Source organism: Nocardioides mangrovi (assembly GCF_020073815.1).
GTDB classification, from domain to species: Bacteria; Actinomycetota; Actinomycetes; order Propionibacteriales; family Nocardioidaceae; genus Nocardioides; species Nocardioides mangrovi.
This window is the reverse complement of the sequence record NZ_JAIQZJ010000012.1, coordinates 28,827-47,783: the sequence shown is the minus strand read 5'-3', so window position 1 is coordinate 47,783 and position 18,957 is coordinate 28,827. Positions and strand designations below refer to the sequence as shown.

The window sequence follows — 18,957 nt, the reverse complement described above, 5'->3', positions numbered from 1 at the left end:
GTCCGGTTCTACTGAGACGAACCCCAAACCCGCTGATTAAGAGTCAGTCCGTTCTTCCGGAGGCTCACCGCTGATGACGGCTCAGACGCCTGTGCGGCAAGCGTACGGCGCCCGACGACCCGCCCGCCAATCGGTTCCGCTAGGACCGGCGCTCCTCCCTGAGCAGGGCCGCAGGCCGTCCCACCACTCACCTCCGCCCCACCGCTGGGGGGTGGTCGGCCAGAACCCGCCCGACGCGCCGGTCCGTCCCGGCGTGTCGGGCGGGTTTCCCCGGGCAGCCGGGGAAACCCGCCCGCTAGGACCGGCGAGCCAGAATTTCGGTGTGAGGGAGGAGTCCGGCCCGGGAGGGCGCCTCGACCCGGTGCTGATGGGTGCCGTCGCGCTCGGTGTGTACGCCGCGCACGGCTTCGACGGCCGGCTCAACCACGACCTCGGCGTCTTCACCTACGGCGGGATCCAGGTCGCCGACGGGGTGCCGCCGTACGCCGGGATCTTCAACTCGGTCGGGCCGCTCGGCGACCTGGTGCCGGGCGTCGCGATCTGGGCCGGGCGCCACATCGGCCTCGACCCGGTGCTGGCGGCGCGGCTGCTCCTGCTGGTGATCGCGGCCGCCTGCTGCGCGCTCGTCGTGGTGCTGGCCCGCACGGTGCTGACCTCGCGGGTCGCGGGGCTCGTGGCGGGCGCGGTCTTCCTGAGCTTCGAGGAGTTCCTCGCGCTCGCCTCGGACGGGCCACGCGAGAAGACGACCATGGTCCTCTTCCTGCTGCTGGCGCTGCTCGCCCTGCTGCGCCGCCGGTGGCTGCTGGCCGGCGCCGCGACGGCGCTCGCGACGCTCGCCTGGCAGCCGGTGCTGGCGGTCGCCGTCGTGGCGGCGGCGGTCGCGATCGCAACCGGGCCACGCCGCGCCCGCGCGGCCGCGGCGTACCTCCTCGGCGGCGTGATCCCGACCGCGGTGACGGCCGCGCTCTTCGCGGTGCGGGGCGACCTCGGCGACGCCGTCGACGGCTTCCTGGTCACCAACCTCGACACCAGCCAGCCGTCCGCGATCAGCGACCCCCACGGCACCTGGGCGTTCCTGTGGCGCGGCTACCACCTCTCCCTCTGGCTGGCCGCCGCCGGCCTCGTCGCGCTGCTCGTGCTCGCCGCCGTACGTCGCGACCGCGCGCTCGCCGTGCTCGGCGCAGGCGCCCTCGCCGGCACCGCGTGGACGGTGTACGCCGTCAACGGCCCGCCCGACCTCTTCGTGCTGCTGCCCTTCGCCGCCGTCGGCGCCGCCGGCGGGGTGACCGCGCTCGCGGACCGGCTGCGGCCCCGCTCCGCCCTGGCGGTGGTCGGGGCGGCCACGGCCGCGTGCGCGCTGCTCGCCGGCGCGGAGTCCGTGCACGGTCGCAACGACGGGCTCGACCCCGAGCGCGCCGACGTCGCCGACGTGCTCGCCGCGGTGCCCCCGGACGCGACGGTGCTCTCCCTGGACGCCCCCGAGGTGCTCGCCCTCGCCGACCGGCGCAACCCCTCGGCGTACCAGCTCTTCGACGCCGGCATGCGCGACTACCTCGACCACACGCTGCCCTCCGGGGTGACCGGCTACGCCGCCGACGTGGCCGCCGAGCGACCGACCCTGATCGCGGCACCCGCCACCGGGCTGCCGTCGTGGGCCCGGCCCGAGCTCGACCCGGACTACCGGTACGCCGGGCGCGGCCCCGACTGGAGCTGGTGGATCCTCCGGTCCGCCGGCCGCGCCGAGGCCCAGGCGGTCCGCGGGGCCAATCGAGTTGCACGGGACGCACCCGCCTGATCGGGTGCTCCCATGAGCGAAGCAGCCGTCCTGCAGGAGTACCTCGACCACTTCCGGGGCGTCTTCGAGCGCAAGTGCGCCGACCTGGACGCCGAGCAGATGGCGCAGCGGTCCGTGCCCCCGTCGTCGATGTCGCTGCTCGGCCTGGTCCGGCACCTGGCCGCGGTGGAGTACTCCTGGTGGCGCCGGGTGATGGAGCGCGACCTGACCCTGCCGAAGATGTGGGGCAAGGACGAGCACCGCGACGCCGACTTCGACGGCGCGGTCGCCGACGACGCGGTCGTGGCCGAGGCGTGGGCGGCCTGGCACGCCGAGGTCGAGCACGCGCGACGGTTCCAGGCCGACCACCCGATGGACCACCTCGGGCAGCACGACGACGGCGACCTCGAGATGCGCGAGGTCGTGGTCCACCTCATCGAGGAGTACGCGCGGCACTGCGGCCACGCCGACCTGCTGCGCGAGTGCATCGACGGGCGGACCGGGGACTGAGCACCCGCCCGAAGATCCCTAGACTGACCTCCCGTGACTGACATCCCGACGACTGCCCCCTCGACTGCCTGGGGCTTCGGCCTCGCCACCATCGACAGCGCCGGGACCGTCCTCGACGTGTGGTTCCCGGACCCGGCGCTGGGCGAGAAGCCGGCCGACGCCGTACCCGCTCCCGAGCTGAGCGCGCTGCAGGGCACCGACACCGACCGCCAGGTCACCCGCGACGTGCTGCTCGTCGAGGTCGCCGACCTCCAGGCCGCGCCCACCAGCACCGAGGACGTCTGGCTGCGCCTCCACCTCCTGTCCACGCGGCTGGTCGCCCCGCACTCGGTCAGCCTCGAGGGCATCTTCGGGCTGCTCACCAACGTCGTGTGGACCAGCGCCGGTCCCTGCGCGGTCGAGGGCTTCGAGCTGACCCGCGCGCGGCTGCGCGCCAACGGGCGGCACCTCACCGTCTTCGGCGTCGACAAGTTCCCGCGGATGGTCGACTACGTCATGCCCGCCGGCGTGCGGATCGCCGACGCCGACCGGGTCCGCCTCGGCGCCCACCTCGCCGCCGGCACCACGGTCATGCACGAGGGCTTCGTCAACTACAACGCCGGCACTCTCGGCAACAGCATGGTCGAGGGCCGGATCTCCGCCGGGGTCGTCGTCGGCGAGGGCTCGGACGTCGGCGGGGGCGCGTCGATCATGGGCACGCTCTCGGGTGGCGGCAAGCAGGTGATCTCGATCGGCGAGCGGTGCCTGCTCGGCGCCAACGCCGGTCTCGGCATCTCGCTCGGCGACGACTGCGTGGTCGAGGCGGGCTGCTACATCACCGCCGGCACCAAGGTCACCGTGACCGACCTGGACGGGAAGCCCACGGTGGTCAAGGCGCTCGAGCTCTCCGGCACCAGCAACGTGCTCTTCCGTCGCAACTCGGTCACGGGCGCGATCGAGGCCGTCCCGTGGAAGAGCGAGGGCGTCGAGCTCAACGCCGCGCTGCACGCCAACTGACGAGCCACTGACGGGCCGCCCGGCCCTCTCCTGTCAGCCCCCTGTGGATCTGCCCAGCAGATCCTCATGATCCGTCCGCCCCTCTCCCCCGGGACCTCCCGCGTTCCTACCGTGGTCGTGCGTCCGGCGTAACAGCACGCGCCGGTCGTGACATGTATGGGGTGGAGGACCGGCCGCCGCGGCCGGGCGTGGGGCACGAGGGGACAGCATGGAGGGGACGCAGTCGCGTCTGGAGCAGCTGACGGTCGAGGCGCGACCGTTGAGCCCCGACCCCTTGTTCGTCGCCCAGCTCGCCGCCCGCGCGGTGCGCGCGGAGCAGCGAGCCACGGCCCGACGCCGCGCCCGCCGGGTCGCGACGGTCGCCCTGACCGCCACCCTCTTCACCACCGGCGGTACGGCGATCGCGGCCGGCCTGGTGACGGGGCGGGTCCCGTCCCACCACCAGCCGGTCCGCCACGTCGACGTCATCGAGCCGACCTCGACGACATCGACGACCTCGACGACCTCGTCGACCCCGCGCGGCCACGCCGACGACTCCTCGTCCGAGCCGGCCGGCGACTCCGTCTCCGGCCGGCAGGAGTCCGGCCGGCAGGAGTCCGGCTCGATCACATCCGGCGGCCCCCGTCCCCCGACGAGGCCGTCGATGTCGTCCTCAGCCTCCGCCGGCTCGTCCGCCGGCTCGCCCGGCGCGGGAGCAGCCGACCAGGCCGACACCGCCTCCGGTGGGGGTGCGACCGGCGCGGCAGCACCGTCCGAGGGCGGGGCTCCCCCGAGCGCTCCCGACCAGCAGGACCCGGTCGACCACCCGGACCAGGCGCAGCCGGGGCGACCGGCGCCGCAGCGCGCGAGCGAACCGCGCACCGAGCCGCCGACCGAACCCCAGCCCGACGCCGGGGGCGACCATGGCTGACCGCACGGACGAGCTCCTCTCCCAGGCCCGCACGGGCGACGCTGCAGCATGGACGGCGCTCTACGAGATGCACGCCAGCCGGCTGCTGGTGTGGCTCGGCACCCGCCCCACGGGTGACGTCGCCGTCGCCGCCGAGGACATCGCCGCCGAGACGTGGCTGATCGCGGCCGACAAGCTGCCGTCGTTCCGCGGCGACAGCTCCGACTTCGGCGGCTGGCTCTTCGGCATCGCCCGCCGGATCGCCCTCAACCACGCACGCCGCGGCGACCGGCGCGCGACGGATCCCCGCGAGGACCTGGCGGCCGCCCTCGACCGGGTCGACGGGCCGGAGATCGACGTACCCGGCCTCGACTGGGTCCGCGGGATCCTCGAACTGCTCCCCCCTCGCGAGCGCCAGGTGGTCGGCTGCATCGACGTCGTCGGCCTGGACGTGGCCGCCACCGCTCGCGCGCTGGGGCTGACCCAGGTCGCCGTCCGCGTCGTGCGGCACCGCGGCCTCAAGCGGCTGCGCGAGCTCATGCCCGCGGGCGACGAGACAGAGGTCCGCAGCCTCGACGTCCTCGGCCTCGCCCTCCCCTCCTGATCCCGACACCCGCACCGACACCGACCGACACCGACCGACACCGACCGACACCGACCGACACCGACCGACACCGAAGGACGACCATGACGCACCCGACCCCCAGCGCGACCCGTCGCTCCGTGCTCCACGGAGGTGTCGCGCTCGGCCTCACCTCGATCGCGGTCGCCTCGGTGCGCGGCCTGGCGTCCGCGGCGTCCGCCGCGGTGCCCACCAGCTCGTCCAACGCCGCCTTGGCCGCGGCGAGCGGCTGCGCGACGCTGACCCTCGAGAAGACCGAGGGCCCCTACTGGGTCGACGAGAAGCTCAACCGCAGCGACGTCCGCGCCGACACCGGCACCGGCGCCGTCGAGGACGGCGTCCCGCTCACCTTCACCATGACGCTCATCGACGCCGGCGACGGCTGCACGCCGCAGGAGGGCGCCTACGTCGACATCTGGCAGTGCAACGCCCAGGGCGTCTACTCGGCGGTCTCCGCCACCGGGAACGGCGACCAGACGGCCTACGACTACCTCCGGGGCTACCAGGTCGCCGACGAGAACGGTCAGGTCACCTTCACCACCATCTGGCCCGGGTGGTACGTCGGGCGCACCGTCCACATCCACTTCCGGATCCGCAAGGCGCTCGACAGCAGCACCAGCGTCAACTTCACCTCGCAGCTGTTCTTCGAGGAGTCGCTCAACAACGCGGTGCTCGCGACCTCGGACTACACGAAGTCCGGCACCCGGACCACGAACGCCTCGGACAACATCTACGACGCCAGCCTGGTCATGCCGGTCACCGGCTCCGTCTCGGCCGGCTACACCGGCTCCTTCACGAGCTACCTCGACTTCGACGACCCGACGACCACCGCGACGCCGACGGCGACGGCGACCGCCACGGCCACAGCCACGGCGACGAGCACGCCGGACGACGTCGTCGACGCCCGCGTCGGCGCGGCCTCGGTGCGGCACCGCGGGCGTCGCCGGACGGTCTCGCTCCCGGTCGTCGCGGGCGAGCGGACGGTCGCGCGCGTCCAGGTGGTCCGTGACGACGACCTGCTCGCGCAGAAGAGGACCGGCTGGCTCGCGCCGGGCACCCACGCGGTGAAGGTGGCGGTCCCCCGACGGGTCGACGCGGGACACGCGACCGTCGTCGTGACGCTGGCCGACCGGGCCGGCAACACCAAGATCGTGCAGCGGAGGGTCTCCTTGCCGCGGGCCTGAGCTGCACCACCGCTACGCGCTCGCGCGGCGCTGCCCGTCCCCCGAGGCCGCGCGGGCGCGTAGTCATCTGCTCACCCGCCCGCTGCGGCACCCCTGGGACCGGCCCGGCACACTTGCTCGCATGAGGTTGCGCACGATCGCAGCGATCGTGTCGCTGGTGGGTGTCGGGGTCGTGGCGGTGGTCGGCTACCGCGGGGTGAGCTCGCTGCTCGACCACGTCAGCCCGCTCTTCGCGAAGGACGAGTGCACGGCCACGGTCAGCGGCCGGACCGTCACCCTGACCCCCGAGCAGGCCGAGAACGCCGCGCTCATCGCCGCGATCTCGGTCGACCGCGGGATGCCCGCTCGGGCCGCGACGATCGCGCTGGCCACGGCGTACCAGGAGTCGAAGCTCTACAACATCGACTACGGCGACCGCGACTCGCTCGGTCTCTTCCAGCAGCGGCCCTCCCAGGGCTGGGGCACCAAGGCCGAGGTGCAGAACCCGGTCTACGCCGCGAACGCGTTCTACGACGCCCTCGCCAAGGTCGACGGCTACGAGACGATGGAGGTCACCCAGGCCGCGCAGGAGGTGCAGCGCTCGGCGTACTCCGAGGCGTACGCCGACCACGAGGCCGACGCCCGGGTGCTCGCGTCCGCGCTGACCGGCAACTCACGCCACGCCTTCAGCTGCGTGGTGACCGACGAGCCGTCGGCGGCGCCGACCCGGCTGACCGACTCCGGGCTGACCCGGCGGGCCGACGTGGTGCGCCGGGAGGTCGACACGATGTTCGGCTCGCCCCCGCTGGGCGGCTTCGCCCCCGGTGGCGTCTCGACGGGGCACATGGCGGGCTCGGCGCACTACGAGGGCCGGGCGGTCGACATCTTCGTCCGGCCGGTCTCGGCCGAGAACAAGATCCGCGGCTGGGCGATCGCGCAGTACCTCGTCGCCCAGGCCGACCGGCTGGGCATCGCGCACGTCATCTTCGACGACCGGATCTGGAGCGCCGGCGACCTCTCCGACCAGGGCTGGCGCGACTACGACCCGCCCGAGAGCTCCGGCGACCGCGCCATCCTCGAGCACCGTGACCACGTGCACGTCGACGTGTATCCGTGACCCCGGATCACCACTCCTGTGGAGAAAGTCCGACGAGAGGCGTTGAACGGGCCCATCCTGGGAATCACCAGACCGAACAACCCGCCTGAACCACTCAGCCCCCACCGACCTCGTGCCGATGGAGTCTTCACCACGTATTCCATGGAGACCACGATGTGCACCCACTCACCGGCCTGCCCCGACAGCAGCTCTGACAACTGCTGCACCGCCCAGATCGTCGCCGACCACACCGAGCAGGGCTGGTGCCAGCTCTGCAACGGCGTCATCTGGTTCGACGACGGCCACTACCTGACCCCCGACGGTCACGACGAGACGATCCGCCTCTCCGCCTGACCGTCGAGTCGAGGTTTTTCGTCGGCCGAATCGCCACCTTCCGTCGACGTACGGCGCGAAAGACCTCGACTCAACCCGCTGAAACCCTCGACTCAACGGGCGAGGCGGACGACGGCGGCGTCGACCCGCTCGTCGGTGGCGGTGAAGGCCACCCGCACGTGCTGCTTGCCGGCAGCCCCGTAGAACGCGCCCGGCGCGACCAGGATGCCGCGGTCGGCCAGCCAGGACACGGTCTCCCAGCAGTCCTCATCTCGCGTCGACCAGAGATAGAGCGACGCCTCGGAGTGGTCGACCCGGAAGCCCGCCGTCTCCAGGGCCTCCCGCAGCTTGGCGCGGCGTGCGGCGTACCGGGCGTGCTGCTCCACGACGTGGGCGTCGTCCTCGAGCGCCGCCTGCATGGCGACCTGCTGCGGACCCGGCATCTGCAGCCCGAGGTTCTTGCGCACGGCGAGCAGCTCGCCGACCAGGCCGGCGTCGCCGGCGACGAACGCGCAGCGGTAGCCGGCGAGGTTGGAGCGCTTCGAGAGGGAGTGGACCGCGAGGATGCCGTCGTGCGAGCCGCCGGAGATGTCGGGGTGCAGCACCGACATCGGGGTGGCGTCCCAGGCGCACTCGAGGTAGCACTCGTCGGAGACGAGGATCGTGCCGCGCTCGCGGCACCAGTCGACGACCTTCTTCAGGTGCTCCGGCGGGAGCACCCGGCCGGTCGGGTTGGACGGCGAGTTGAGCCACAGCAGGGCCGGCGCCTCGGGTCCGAACGCCGTCAGCGAGTCCTGGGCGACCGGGGTGCAGCCCGCGAGCACCGCGCCGACCTCGTAGGTCGGGTAGGCGAGCTCGGGATAGGCGACGACGTCGCCCGCGCCGAGCCCGAGGTGGCCGGGCATCGACGCGATCAGCTCCTTGGAGCCGATCACCGGCAGCACCGCGCCGAGCGTGAGGCCGGTGACGCCGTGGCGCCGCTCGAGCCAGTCGATGCAGGCCTGGCGGGTCTCGGCGCGGCCGATCGTCAGGGGGTAGCCGGGCGAGTCGGCCGCGGCGCGCAGCGCCGCCTGCACGACCTCGGGCGTCGGGTCCACCGGCGTACCGATGGACAGGTCGACGATCCCGTCGGGGTGCGACCGGGCTCGCTCACCGTGCTCGAGCAGGTGGTCCCACGGGAAGTCGGGCAGTCGCGTGGAGACCCGACGATCGGCAGTGGCGATCAGTGGTCCTGGTTCTGCGGCGGGAGCGCGGCGATCATGGCGTGGTCGTGGTCGATCTCGCCCATCTTGGCGGCGCCACCCGGCGAGCCGAGGTCGTCGAAGAAGTGGACGTTGGCGTCGTAGTAGTCCTTGGACTCCTCCGGCACGTCGTCCTCGTAGAAGATCGCCTCGACCGGGCAGACCGGCTCACACGCACCACAGTCGACGCACTCGTCGGGGTGGATGTAGAGCATCCGCTTGCCCTCGTAGATGCAGTCGACGGGGCACTCGTCCACGCAGGCGCGGTCCTTGACGTCGACACACGGCTGGGAGATGACGTAGGTCACCGATTCCTCCTGGATCCTCGCGAGAGCAGGTGCTCGGGCACAGCCTAATATCCCCACCGTGTCATCCGGCGACCCCACCCACGATGTGACCAAGCACATGCTTGGTCCGCACGTCGTCGGGCAGCGCGTCGTCGTCCGCCGTCTGGTCCGCGGGGAGACCGGCCCGACCGGCGGTCCCGCGCTCACCGACCTGCTCGGCACCTGCCTCTCCTGGGCGGACGGCGCCTGCGTCGTGCAGCCCGAGGACGGCCCTGCGGTGAGCATCGCGCTGGCCGACATCGTCTCCGGCAAGCCGGTCCCGCCGCGCCCCTCACCGCGGCTCCGGGTCACGCCCGGCGAGGCGCAGCGCCGCGCGCTCGCACTCTTCCCCGACCTGGAGCCCGAGCCGCTCGGCGAGTGGCTGCTCCGACACTCCCCCGCCTCGACCGCGCGCCGCGCCAACTCCGTCCTGGCGTTCGGGCCGGCCGGGGTCGAGGACGCCTTCGACCGGGTCGTGGCGTGGTACGCCGCACGGACCGGCCGTCCGATCGCCGCGGTCCCGGCCGACTCCGACGAGGACGCCTACTTCCGCGGCCGCGGCTGGGTCGCGGAGAGCAACGACGCGGACACGCTCTTCCAGCTCGCCGGCGTCGCGCAGGCACGTCGGGGGCTTCGCGGAGTCGACGTGCCCGAGGACGCGGCGTACGACGAGGTCGACAGCCTCCTGACGGTGCGCCTGGGCGAGCGGGCCAGCGGGGTCGCAGCCTACGCCGACGACTGGGTCGGCTTCCGGGGCATCCACGTCGAGCCGGTCCACCGGCGCCAGGGCCTCGGGCTCGCCGTGATGGCCGCGCTGCTCGAGTGGGGCGCCGAGCGAGGCGCGACGACGGCGTACCTGCAGGTGCTCGGCGACAACGCACCGGCGATCGCGATGTACGAGCGGCTCGGGTTCGTCACCCACCACGCCTACCGGTACCTGGCCCCCGTCACGTCCGCCTGACGGCCGAAGATCCGCTCCGACCAGGCGGTGACACGGCTCCACCCGAGCCGCATCGTCACCAGCACGAGCGCGCCCGCGAGCACCATGCAGCCGATGTTGAGGCCGAGCTGGGTGGCCGAGCCGACGATCTCCCCGCGGTCCCAGACCGCGAGCCCGAGCGCGAGGTTGCCGGCCGCCGGCACCGTCGTCACGCTGATGAAGACGCCCACCATCGTCGCGGTCTTCGACAGGGCGAGCGCCAGCGCGCCAGCCGCCCCGGCGAGGAGCGCGACCAGCACGGACCACACGTCCGGGTGCCAGATGAAGCCGGTGTTGGGGCGGGACCGGGTCACGTCCTCGGTCGTGATCAGCCCCCCGACGTGTGCCGCGAGCGCGAGCACCGCGATCACGGCGACCGCGAAGGCGAACGAGTAGACGAGCAGCTGCAGGCCGCGACCGATCAGGCCGGCGCGGCCGAGCGCGATCCCGGCGCTCGCGGCCGCGACGGCACTGAACTCGGGCCCGACGACCATGGCGCCGACCACCAGCACGGCGGAGTCGGTGATGACGGCGATGGAGGCGAGCGCGACCGCGATGACCATGAAGAGCACGTAGGACACGGTCGGCACCGCACCCGCCTCGGCCTGCGCCTCGACCGCCTCCCAGATGACCGCGTCGTCCGGGTGGCCGGGCGCCGCGGCCTCGAGCTGCTTGGCTCGGCGGAAGGGCGCACCGGTCGGCGTGGTGATCACGACCCCGCCCTCGGCACAGACGCCGAGCTCCTCGAGGTCGTGCAGGAGCTCGCCGGCCTTCTCGCGCGCGACGTCGCACTCGACGAGGTCGCCGGGCGGGTCGATCACCGCGCCCTCCTGCAGCGTGATGTTGGTGATCCACTCGCGGTGCCGCAGCAGCCCCACGGTCGGCCCGGTCAGGTTCGCCGGCGACGTCAACCGGAAGTGCACGACCACGGGCGGCAGCGTACGCCGCGCCGTGGCCGCGCCTCAGCAGGCTGGTTGGAGGTCGGGGTCGGCGGGTCCCGGGTGCGCGAGGGCGTCGAGCACGAAGGCGATCGCGGTCCGGCTCATCGGGATGAGGACGTGCTCGGCGAGGTCGGCCGGGCAGTAGTCCTGCACGGTGACGTTGGTGGTCCGCGGCCCGTCGGCGAGGAAGGCGGAGGTGGAGGGCACGACGACCTCGTCGTACCGGGTGGAGACCTGCGTGTAGCTGACGGCGCCGGGCGTCTCGTCGCCCCTGTTGAGCTTCGTGAGGAAGGCCGACCCGGCCGCCTGCTGCCGGCACGCCGGGCAGACGCCGTCGAGGAGCGCGCCGGTGATCGGGTTGGACGGGTCGCCGACGATCGTGGTGCCGTGGTTGGACGGCGAGAGCCCGATCAGGTCGTCGACGTACGCCGCGCCACCGAGGAACTTGATGTAGTAGCGCGGCATCATGCCGCCCTGCGAGTGGCCGACCATCGACACCCGCGCCGCGCCGGTGGCGTCGAGGACCTTGCCGACGAAGGCCTTCAGCTGCTGGGCCGAGGTCGGGATGTCCCCGGTCCCGCGGTTGCCGTAGTCGAGCGAGAAGACGCAGTAGCCCGCGCCGACCATCGCCGAGGACAGGTCGTCGAGCAGGCTCTTCCGGTCCCCGAAGGTGCCGTGCACGATGATCACCGGCGTCGGGTGGGCCGCGCTCGGCGCGCACGACCAGTCGTTCGCCCCGGTCGGCTCGCTCCCAGGAAGTCCACTCAGGGGCGAGGTCGCCAGCGGCACCGACAGCGCCCGGGCCGGGGCAGCCAGGCCTGGCCCGGCCAGCAAGGTGAGCAGCACGGACGCGAGCAGGACACCGATGAGTCGACGCATGCCCGGCTCAACGAGCCCGGGTGACCGCCGTCACGCCCCCTTGGCACCCGATGGTGCCCGGACGTCATGCGGACGGTGCCATAGACGACACCCTCCGCATGACGTTGCTGGACGCTGGGTCGCTTCCTCCACAGGTGACGCGACCGCTCTGGCGCCGCTGAGCCCGATCGGCCACCGTCGAGCCATGCCTGCCGAGCCCTCCCTGCGGACCCGTCGCGTCCGCCGCGCGGTCGGCGCCGCCGCGCGCCAGGGCGGGGTGCTGTCACGCCGTCAGCTCTACGCGCTCGGGGTGACCCGCTGGGAGATCCGCGGGCACGTCCGCGCAGGGCGGTGGCAGCTCATCGGTGACCAGTCGGTGCATCTGGGCAACGGGGAGCTGCAGGAGCTCGGCGAGATGTGGGCCGCGGTCTTCCAGGGCGGCCCGAGTGCGTGCCTCGACGGCGCATCGGCCCTGATCGCCGCTGGGCTCGAACGCTTCGAGACAGCTCGCGTCCGGGTCTCGGTGCCTCGAGGCGCCCGGGTCCGCCGAAGCAGGAGGTTCGACATCCGCCAGACCCGGCGATGGGACCGGGGCGACATCGTCCGGTCGGGCATCCCCCGCACCCCCGTACCGACCGCCGCCGTGCGGGCCGCACTCTGGGCCCGGACCGACCGGGAGGCGACGTACGTGCTGACCCTGGTGGTCCAGCAAGGTCTGGCCCGTCCTGAGGACGTGGCATCGGCCCTGCTCCACGTGCGGCGGGACAAACGCCGTCTGCTGCTCCACGCGGTCGTGAACGACCTCCTCGACGGGGCCCGCTCCCTCGGCGAGCTCGACGTCGTCCAGGCCCTGCGACGACGTGGTCTCCCACCGCCGCAACGTCAGGTGCTCCGCAAGGACGGGAGGAACCGCTACTACCTCGACCTCTGCTGGCCGGATTTCGGCCTCGTCCTCGAGATCGACGGCATCCACCACACCTGGGCGGAGAACGTCATCGGCGACGCCTTGCGCCAGAACGCCCTCGCGCTCTCAGGGGACACCGTGCTGCGGCTGCCGCTGCTCGGCCTGCGGGTCGACCCCGACAGCTTCGTCGCGCAGGTCGAGGCCGCACTCCGAGCCGGGGGCTGGGTCCCGGCAGCCGCGTGACTCACGCCCCCTTGGGCTTCTTGCAGACCACCGTGTCGGAGGGCGTGTACGCCGTGTGGAACTTCTCCGTCCTCACGACCTCGTCGGACCCGGGCTCGTGGAAGTAGCGCCAGACGTCGACGTCGAAGCCGGAGTAGCCGGTGTTGGGGTAGCAGTCGGCGGTGGTGAGGGTGCGGGTCGCGGGCGCGCGGTAGTTGTAGCGGTCGGACGTCTTGGTCGTGATGTCCCAGGTCTTGGTGGAGTACATCGAGACCGTGACAACGCCCTGCGAGGAGGGGGTGCTCGGGGTGACGACGGCGTGGACGAGCACGCCGTGGTCGGTGTCGTTGCGGAAGCGCAGGTCGACCGACCCCCATGCGACGGTCGCCTCCCGGCCCACCGGGTAGCGGTCGATGTAGAAGGAGTGCGGCTTGTGCTCGATGTCCTCGAGGCCGGCGAAGAACATCGCGTTGAACGTCGTGGTCGCCATCTGCGAGACCCCGCCGCCGAGGTCCTCCTTGAAGATGCCGTCGCTGATGATGAAGCCCTCGGTGAAGCCGTTCTCGCGGGTGCGCTCGCCGACGATGTCGTTGAGCGAGAAGACGTCGCCGGGCTTGAGGACGGTGCCGTCGATGATCTCGGCGGCCCGGCCGATGTTGGTGTTGCGGTACTCCGCGTAGGGGTAGTACGTCGTGAACGACGAGACCTTCTCGGTGATGCCGAGCGCCTTGGCGTCGGCGGTGGTGAAGTCGGGCTCGGCCACGGTCGCCTCGACCTTCATCTCCCGCTCGCCCTCGGGACGGGTGACCAGGTCGAGGAAGGCGCTGCTGACGTCGTCGGGGTCGAACGTGACGCCGGGCTTGGCCGGCACCACCTTCGGCTTGCCGCCGACGAGCGCGACGGTGGCGTCGACGGGCGCGTCCTCCTCGCTGACGCCGGCGTCGACCAGGCGGATCAGGGCCGCGTCGTCGAGGTCGGGGACCAGCTCGCCGTCCTCGGCCCTCATGCCGAGCGCGCGGGCGAACTGGCGGGGCTGCAGCTGGACGGGCGAGTCACCGAAGACGAGCGTCACCGGTCCTGTCATGGCCGGGTTGGCGAACGAGTCGAGCGCCTCCTGCACGTCCGCCTCGTCGATCTCCGGCTCGACCGCGACGACCGGGAGCTCGATCTCGGGCTCCTGGTCCAGGTAGGCGTCCTGGAGGGCGTCGTACGCCGCCTCCGCGTCGAAGGTCTCGCCCGCGACGGGATCGACCACGACGATCTCGCCGCGCCGGAACCGAATGTCGCCGTCCGTGGCCGGGGTGCCGACCTGGTCGGCCAACGTGTCCAGCGCTCCGTCGGCGTTGATGACGGCGTCGACGTCGTCGCCGCCGGCCCAGTAGTCCCAGAGCGGTCCGGGGGCCCAGCCGCGGTCGCCGCCGCCGGCCTCCGCGACCGAGCCCGCGTAGTCCACCGAGAGGCCCACGTCCGAGGGCACGAGCTCGAACGACGAGCCGTCGTGGTCGACGGTGATCGGCCGGTCCTCGCGGTCGGCGAGGCCCTCCCGGAGCGCCTGCTCGGCGTCCGCGGGCGAGAGCCCGCCGATGTCGACGCCGGCGACGGTGGTGCCGCGCGGCACCTTGTCCCCCGCGATCGTGTGCGCCGCGGCGTACGCCGCCCCGGCGAGCAGCACCACGCCCGCGACCACCAGCAGGACGACGCCGCCGCCCGCACCCTCCCGCTTGCTCACGCGGGTCAGTCTAGGGAGTGCCGGTCCGCGGATCGCGCGGTCGCGGCCGGGGCAGCGTCCCGACCGCGACGATCGGCAGCAGCAGCGCGATGCCCAGCACGGAGTAGCCCTGCCAGTCCTGGCTGATCAGGTAGTCGCCCTCCGGCCGCGGGATCGTCAGCCAGCCGACCATGGCAACCCACCCGATCGCGAAGGCGAGCCGCGACCACCAGCCGGGCGGCAGCGCCAGGGTGGTGACGACCGTCGCCGCCGCGGCGAGCACGAAGCCCCAGACCCGGTCGTGGACGGCGACGGCGGCGATGCCGGTCACCGCGCCGACGACCAGCAGCCCCACCGCCGCGAGCAGCCTCACAGCCCCGCGAAGAGGTCGGTCTCGAGGCCGTTGTCGTCGAGGTCGCCCCGCTCGCCCTTCGCGATCCGGTAGAACTCCACGCCCCACGCCTGGCTGCCGACGTTGTTGGAGAGGGCGAAGAACGGGCCGTCGGTGGTGATCTGGGTGGCGTGGGCGCGCATGGCGTCCATCTTCTGGTCGACGAAGTCGGTGGCGTCCACGCCCGCGGCCAGGTCGGTGTCGGCGGTGACGAAGTGCGGCAGCGGCCCGTCGGGGTCCATGCCCTCGAAGGTCGTCGTGTCGCCCGCGTCGCGCAGCGCACGCAGGCCCTCGCGCATCCGGCTCTCGGACATCGCGCCCCAGTAGATCTTGGCGATCTCCCACGCCTCGCCGAGGTCGTGGCGGTAAGACGGGACCGCGGCCAGCTGCGCGGCGTACATCGCGACCCGGTGCGCCTGGATGTGGTCGGGGTGGCCGTAGCCGCCGAACTGGTCGTAGGTCACCAGCACCTGCGGCCGGACCTCGCGGATGATCGCGACGAGGTGGTCGGCCGCGTCGGTCAGGTCGGCGTTCCAGAAGGCGTTGGGGTGCTGGGCGAGCACCTCGGGGTCGCCGACCGCGTGGCCGTCCTCGTGCCAGGCCATGCCGGAGTCGCGGTAGGTGCCGAAGCCGCCGAGGAAGCGGTGGTCGGTGACGCCGAGCGTCTTCATCGCATCGGCCAGCTCGCCGCGGCGGTGCTCGCCGAGCCCGTCCTCGCGGTCGGCGGCGAGGTGCTCGAGCTCGGGCACGAGGATCTCGCCCATCTCCCCCGCCGTGCAGGTGACCAGCGTGACCCCGCGACCCTCCGCGACGTAGCGGGCCATGGTGGCGCCCTGGCCGATCGTCTCGTCGTCGGGATGGGCGTGCACGAGCAGGAGGCGCTGGTCGGCGGTCGCAGCGGTCATCAGGGGGCACCCTCGTTCGGTTTCTTGAGCCGGCGCGGCTGCGTCGGGAGCTCGATCGGGCTCGGTGGTACCCAACCAGGCGAGGGCTCCTCGTGTTCCAGCCAGCCGTCGAACTCGTCGACCAGCAGGTCGAGCACGAACTCCGGCGCGTCGGTCAGCACCGCCCAGGGGTGGTCCTCGTCGTCGTCCTCGCCGGAGAGGCGCTCGCGGACGACGCGCGCGTCGTACCCGCCGGAGACGAGGCGCGCGACCACCGCGGCCGCGTCGTCCTCGTCGAAGAAGATCCCTCGCACGCCGCTCATCCTCCCCGTCCGGTCAGGCTCGGCAGCAGGTGGGCCAGGAACGGCCGGTCCGGCTCGAGCCAGTCGACCTCGCCGAGCTGGTCGCCGGCCAGCCAGCGCACCGCGTCGTGCTCGCGGGGCTCGGGCTCGCCGGCCACCAGCTCGCACGTGCCGACCGCGAGGACGTGCCGGCCGCCGATGGCGACCTCGCCGGGCAGCCACCCGGTCACCGCGACGGTGCAGCCGAGCTCCTCGCGGATCTCGCGGACCAGCGCGACCTCCCGGGTCTCGCCCGGCTCGACCTTGCCGCCGGGGAGCTCCCAGCGTCCGGCGGCCTCCGGCGGCGCCGTACGCCGCGCCGCCAGCACCCGCCCGTCCCGGAGGATCGCTGCTCCGACGACGACGCTGACCGCTGGCACGTCGGGGAGGCTACCGTTCCGAGGGTGCAGCTCACGCGCGTCGACGACCTGGACGCCGAGGTCGACGCGCTCGCCGCCCGGCACGGCGGCCGGGCCGGCCTCACCGCCGTCCTCGGCGGGCTGGACCGCCGGCTGCGGCGCACCTGGGCGCCCTGCCTGACACCCCATCGCGCCTGGACGTGGGAGGCGGTCGACCGCGGCGACCGCCGGTGGTGGCCGCAGGGGGTCGCCGCAGCACCGGGCGGCCGCTACGTCGCGGTGTCGTGGTACTCGACGGACCACCGGTCCCGGATCTCCTTCGCCGATCTCCGGCGGCGGCGCTACCGCCACGTCGAGCTCGTGCTGCCCTCGGCCGACGGGCACGCCCCGCTGCCGGTGCACGCCGGTGGCATCGCCTGGTCCGGCTCGACCCTGCACGTCGCGGCGACCAGGGCCGGCCTCTGGGTGTGCGACACCCGCGACGTGGTCCGCACCGAGGCGGGCTACCTGCTGCCCGTGCGGCACCGCCTCGCGCCCTCCGACGACTTCCGCTTCTCGTTCCTCGGCTCCGTCGGCGACGGCCTGGTGGCCGGGGAGTACGGCGGCCGGACGCAGACGCACCGGGTGGCGCACATCGGGACCGACGCGTTCGCCGAGGTCACCGAGGTCGTCGACCTCGGGGTGGTCCGGGCGCAGGGTGTCGCGATCGCGGACGGCACCTACTACCTGACCGCCTCGCACGGCACCCGGACCCCGGGGTCGCTGTGGATGGGCCGCGCCGGCGCGCTCCGCGAGCGGAGGTACGCCGTACCGATGGGGCCGGAGGACCTGGCCCACGACCCCACGACCGACCGGCTCTGGACGGTCACCGAGCACCCGCACCGGCGCTGGATCGTGACGATCCGGCGCCGGTGGCTCTGACGCCGCTCCCGGTCAGAGCGGACCGGTCGGCGGCGGCGGCTGCGTCGGGTCGTTGGTCGGCGGGTCCGGGTTGGTCGGCGTGCTGCCGCCGCCGCTGTGGTGCGGCTTCGGGTTCGTGGTCAGCTTCATCGCCGGCGACCGGCCGCTGAGGTTGCCGCCGCCCGGCGGGTTCCAGACCCGCCAGAAGCTCTTGCCCACCCGGGTCGCCGCCGCCGACACGCGGTAGGTGCCGTCGCGGGCCGAGCGGAACTTCCGCACGGTCGTCCACTCGTGGTTGACGTACTTCTGCAGCCAGAGCGTCGTCGCCCGCCCCGGCCAGAACCGGCCGACGACGGAGAAGGAGCTGCCCTGGACCACGCTCGGGTCCGCGAAGCGGGCCCGCACGTTGGTGTGGACCAGCACCTTGATGGTCTTGGACGTCGACCCTGCGTACTTGCTGGTGCCGGGGTACGAGACGCGGTAGCTCGCCGAGTAGATCGGCTTGATCTTCACGCCCGCCTTGCCGGACTTCCCGATCTTGACCTTGCCGGCCCGGTCGTACTTCTTGTGGTGCACGGTCTTGCGCTGGAGCGCCACCCGGCCCGGCAGGGCCTGGCCGGTCATCGTGTGCAGCGACGCGGTCAGCTTCTTCGTCGCGCCGGCGATCAGGACGATCTTCTTGGTCTTGCCGCCACGGGTGAGCTTGGCGCGCGAGCCGAAGCCCTCGAAGTTGACCACGCGCGACTGGTCGCTGGTGGTGGCGACGAGGTTGTCGACGTCGAAGGCGCGACCCTCGCAGCCGAACATGAAGCCGACCCAGGCGCCACTGCCGTCACCGCCGTGCGCGGACACGAAGTCGCTGAGCACGGCGTTGGGCGCATCGGCGTCCGCGAGGCCCGACGAGTTGTAGTGGCGCCACTGGAACAGCACCGAGGAGACCTGCGCGGACACCGTGTGCCAGCCCTGGGCGGAGTCCGGCGAGAGCTGGTAGCGGCCGTTCCAGTAGCCGGTGTCGCCCGGAGGCGTGTAGAGCACGACGGCCTGGCCGGAGACCCCGGAGTCCTTGGGTCGGACGCTGATCGAGAGCTGGGAGAGGGAGTAGGGCGACGCGACGTGGGTCGTCGGGCCGATGCCGTAGGAGCTGTCGGCCGGGCTCCAGCCCACGGCGCCCTGGCCGAGGGGGGCGTCCTTGTCCCGGACGATCCGCAGCTTCGGCGCCGGGTCCGGCCGGGCATCCGGGTTGAGGCAGCCCTGGCTCACGATCTCGACCTTCGCGGCGCCGAAGTGGTTGCCGTCGACCCGCGTCGCCGCCGGCGCCGCGGACGGCAGCCCGGTCAGCACGACGGCGACGGCTGCGGCAGCAGCACCCAGCACGGTTGTACGCATCGGAGTCCCCCAAGACAAGACAGGCGAGGGAGGGTCGCGCCCTCCACGATTCATCGTAGGTGGCCGGGCGGAGTCCGGAGGAATTCCGGTGAACCTGCCCGAAATCACCGCGAGCGCCGTCGATGACGGCGCTC

The 18,957-nt window shown here is 72.9% G+C and carries 21 protein-coding genes; 11 read left to right on the top strand and 10 right to left on the bottom strand.

Features of this window, described 5'->3' with window-relative positions; genetic code table 11:
• The first annotated feature begins 322 nt into the window (after positions 1-322).
• The 8 genes from K8U61_RS18120 (at position 323) to K8U61_RS18085 (ending at position 7,404) form a co-directional block, all read left to right on the top strand.
• Positions 323-1,795, top strand: coding sequence for a DolP-mannose mannosyltransferase (locus tag K8U61_RS18120; protein ID WP_224124458.1), 1,473 nt, complete (start codon positions 323-325; stop codon positions 1,793-1,795).
• Between the two features lie 12 nt (positions 1,796-1,807).
• The gene (locus K8U61_RS18115) at positions 1,808-2,284 is read left to right on the top strand and encodes a DinB family protein (RefSeq protein ID WP_224124457.1); all 477 of its coding nucleotides are present in this window, start codon (positions 1,808-1,810) and stop codon (positions 2,282-2,284) included.
• A gap of 33 nt (positions 2,285-2,317) precedes the next feature.
• On the top strand, positions 2,318-3,280 hold the full coding sequence (gene dapD, locus K8U61_RS18110) for a 2,3,4,5-tetrahydropyridine-2,6-dicarboxylate N-succinyltransferase (RefSeq protein WP_224124456.1): 963 nt from the start codon (positions 2,318-2,320) through the stop codon (positions 3,278-3,280).
• A 208-nt stretch (positions 3,281-3,488) separates the two neighbouring features.
• On the top strand, positions 3,489-4,190 hold the full coding sequence (locus tag K8U61_RS18105; RefSeq protein WP_224124455.1) for a hypothetical protein: 702 nt from the start codon (positions 3,489-3,491) through the stop codon (positions 4,188-4,190).
• Positions 4,183-4,773, top strand: coding sequence for an RNA polymerase sigma factor (locus tag K8U61_RS18100; protein ID WP_224124454.1), 591 nt, complete (start codon positions 4,183-4,185; stop codon positions 4,771-4,773). The genes K8U61_RS18105 and K8U61_RS18100 overlap by 8 nt, the downstream gene beginning before the upstream one ends.
• An 83-nt stretch (positions 4,774-4,856) precedes the next feature.
• Positions 4,857-5,975 (top strand): intradiol ring-cleavage dioxygenase, encoded by a 1,119-nt coding sequence (locus K8U61_RS18095; protein ID WP_224124453.1) that lies wholly within the window; start codon positions 4,857-4,859, stop codon positions 5,973-5,975.
• Between the two features lie 121 nt (positions 5,976-6,096).
• Complete coding sequence (locus tag K8U61_RS18090) at positions 6,097-7,071, top strand: VldE C-terminal domain-containing protein (protein ID WP_224124452.1); 975 nt, start codon at positions 6,097-6,099, stop codon at positions 7,069-7,071.
• 141 nt (positions 7,072-7,212) lie between these two features.
• Complete coding sequence (locus tag K8U61_RS18085; RefSeq protein ID WP_224124451.1) at positions 7,213-7,404, top strand: DUF5999 family protein; 192 nt, start codon at positions 7,213-7,215, stop codon at positions 7,402-7,404.
• Positions 7,405-7,496: 92 nt separating this feature from the next.
• Here the strand turns inward: K8U61_RS18085 and dapC are convergent, their stop codons facing one another.
• Complete coding sequence (gene dapC, locus K8U61_RS18080) at positions 7,497-8,606, bottom strand: succinyldiaminopimelate transaminase (protein WP_224124589.1); 1,110 nt, start codon at positions 8,604-8,606, stop codon at positions 7,497-7,499.
• Positions 8,606-8,932 carry a ferredoxin gene (gene fdxA, locus K8U61_RS18075; RefSeq protein ID WP_224124450.1) on the bottom strand — a complete coding sequence of 109 codons (327 nt, stop codon included), beginning with the start codon at positions 8,930-8,932 and terminating at the stop codon, positions 8,606-8,608. Before fdxA ends, dapC begins: the two co-directional genes overlap by 1 nt.
• A 97-nt stretch (positions 8,933-9,029) precedes the next feature.
• On the opposite strand from fdxA, the gene K8U61_RS18070 reads away from it, so the two are divergent.
• On the top strand, positions 9,030-9,911 hold the full coding sequence (locus K8U61_RS18070) for a GNAT family N-acetyltransferase (protein ID WP_224124449.1): 882 nt from the start codon (positions 9,030-9,032) through the stop codon (positions 9,909-9,911).
• On the opposite strand, the gene K8U61_RS18065 is transcribed toward K8U61_RS18070, so the two are convergent.
• Both K8U61_RS18065 and K8U61_RS18060 read right to left on the bottom strand, forming a co-directional pair.
• Positions 9,878-10,858 (bottom strand): DUF389 domain-containing protein, encoded by a 981-nt coding sequence (locus tag K8U61_RS18065; protein ID WP_224124448.1) that lies wholly within the window; start codon positions 10,856-10,858, stop codon positions 9,878-9,880. The genes K8U61_RS18070 and K8U61_RS18065 overlap by 34 nt on opposite strands.
• Positions 10,859-10,891: 33 nt before the next feature.
• A complete protein-coding gene (locus tag K8U61_RS18060; RefSeq protein ID WP_224124447.1) occupies positions 10,892-11,749 on the bottom strand; it encodes an esterase/lipase family protein in 858 nt (285 codons plus the stop codon).
• A 184-nt stretch (positions 11,750-11,933) separates the two neighbouring features.
• Between K8U61_RS18060 and K8U61_RS18055 the strand changes: the two genes are divergently transcribed.
• Positions 11,934-12,875 carry an endonuclease domain-containing protein gene (locus K8U61_RS18055; protein ID WP_224124446.1) on the top strand — a complete coding sequence of 314 codons (942 nt, stop codon included), beginning with the start codon at positions 11,934-11,936 and terminating at the stop codon, positions 12,873-12,875.
• A 1-nt stretch (position 12,876) separates the two neighbouring features.
• On the opposite strand, the gene K8U61_RS25570 is transcribed toward K8U61_RS18055, so the two are convergent.
• From K8U61_RS25570 to K8U61_RS25265, 5 genes are read right to left on the bottom strand one after another with little or no spacing between them, the layout of a single operon-like run.
• Positions 12,877-14,583, bottom strand: coding sequence for a VanW family protein (locus K8U61_RS25570; protein WP_224124445.1), 1,707 nt, complete (start codon positions 14,581-14,583; stop codon positions 12,877-12,879).
• Positions 14,584-14,593: 10 nt separating this feature from the next.
• Entirely contained in the window at positions 14,594-14,935 is a 342-nt protein-coding gene (locus tag K8U61_RS18045) for a DUF6113 family protein (protein ID WP_224124444.1), read from the bottom strand.
• Positions 14,932-15,858 (bottom strand): N-acetyl-1-D-myo-inositol-2-amino-2-deoxy-alpha-D-glucopyranoside deacetylase, encoded by a 927-nt coding sequence (mshB, locus tag K8U61_RS18040; protein ID WP_224124443.1) that lies wholly within the window; start codon positions 15,856-15,858, stop codon positions 14,932-14,934. Before mshB ends, K8U61_RS18045 begins: the two co-directional genes overlap by 4 nt.
• Positions 15,858-16,151 carry a hypothetical protein gene (locus K8U61_RS18035; protein WP_224124442.1) on the bottom strand — a complete coding sequence of 98 codons (294 nt, stop codon included), beginning with the start codon at positions 16,149-16,151 and terminating at the stop codon, positions 15,858-15,860. Before K8U61_RS18035 ends, mshB begins: the two co-directional genes overlap by 1 nt.
• Positions 16,152-16,156: 5 nt before the next feature.
• Positions 16,157-16,558, bottom strand: a complete 402-nt coding sequence (locus tag K8U61_RS25265; RefSeq protein WP_224124441.1) for a (deoxy)nucleoside triphosphate pyrophosphohydrolase — start codon at positions 16,556-16,558, stop codon at positions 16,157-16,159.
• Between the two features lie 24 nt (positions 16,559-16,582).
• On the opposite strand from K8U61_RS25265, the gene K8U61_RS18025 reads away from it, so the two are divergent.
• On the top strand, positions 16,583-17,458 hold the full coding sequence (locus tag K8U61_RS18025) for a hypothetical protein (protein ID WP_224124440.1): 876 nt from the start codon (positions 16,583-16,585) through the stop codon (positions 17,456-17,458).
• A gap of 12 nt (positions 17,459-17,470) precedes the next feature.
• Here K8U61_RS18025 and K8U61_RS18020 read toward each other — a convergent pair whose 3' ends face one another.
• On the bottom strand, positions 17,471-18,823 hold the full coding sequence (locus K8U61_RS18020) for a hypothetical protein (RefSeq protein ID WP_224124439.1): 1,353 nt from the start codon (positions 18,821-18,823) through the stop codon (positions 17,471-17,473).
• Between the last annotated feature and the right edge of the window lie 134 nt (positions 18,824-18,957).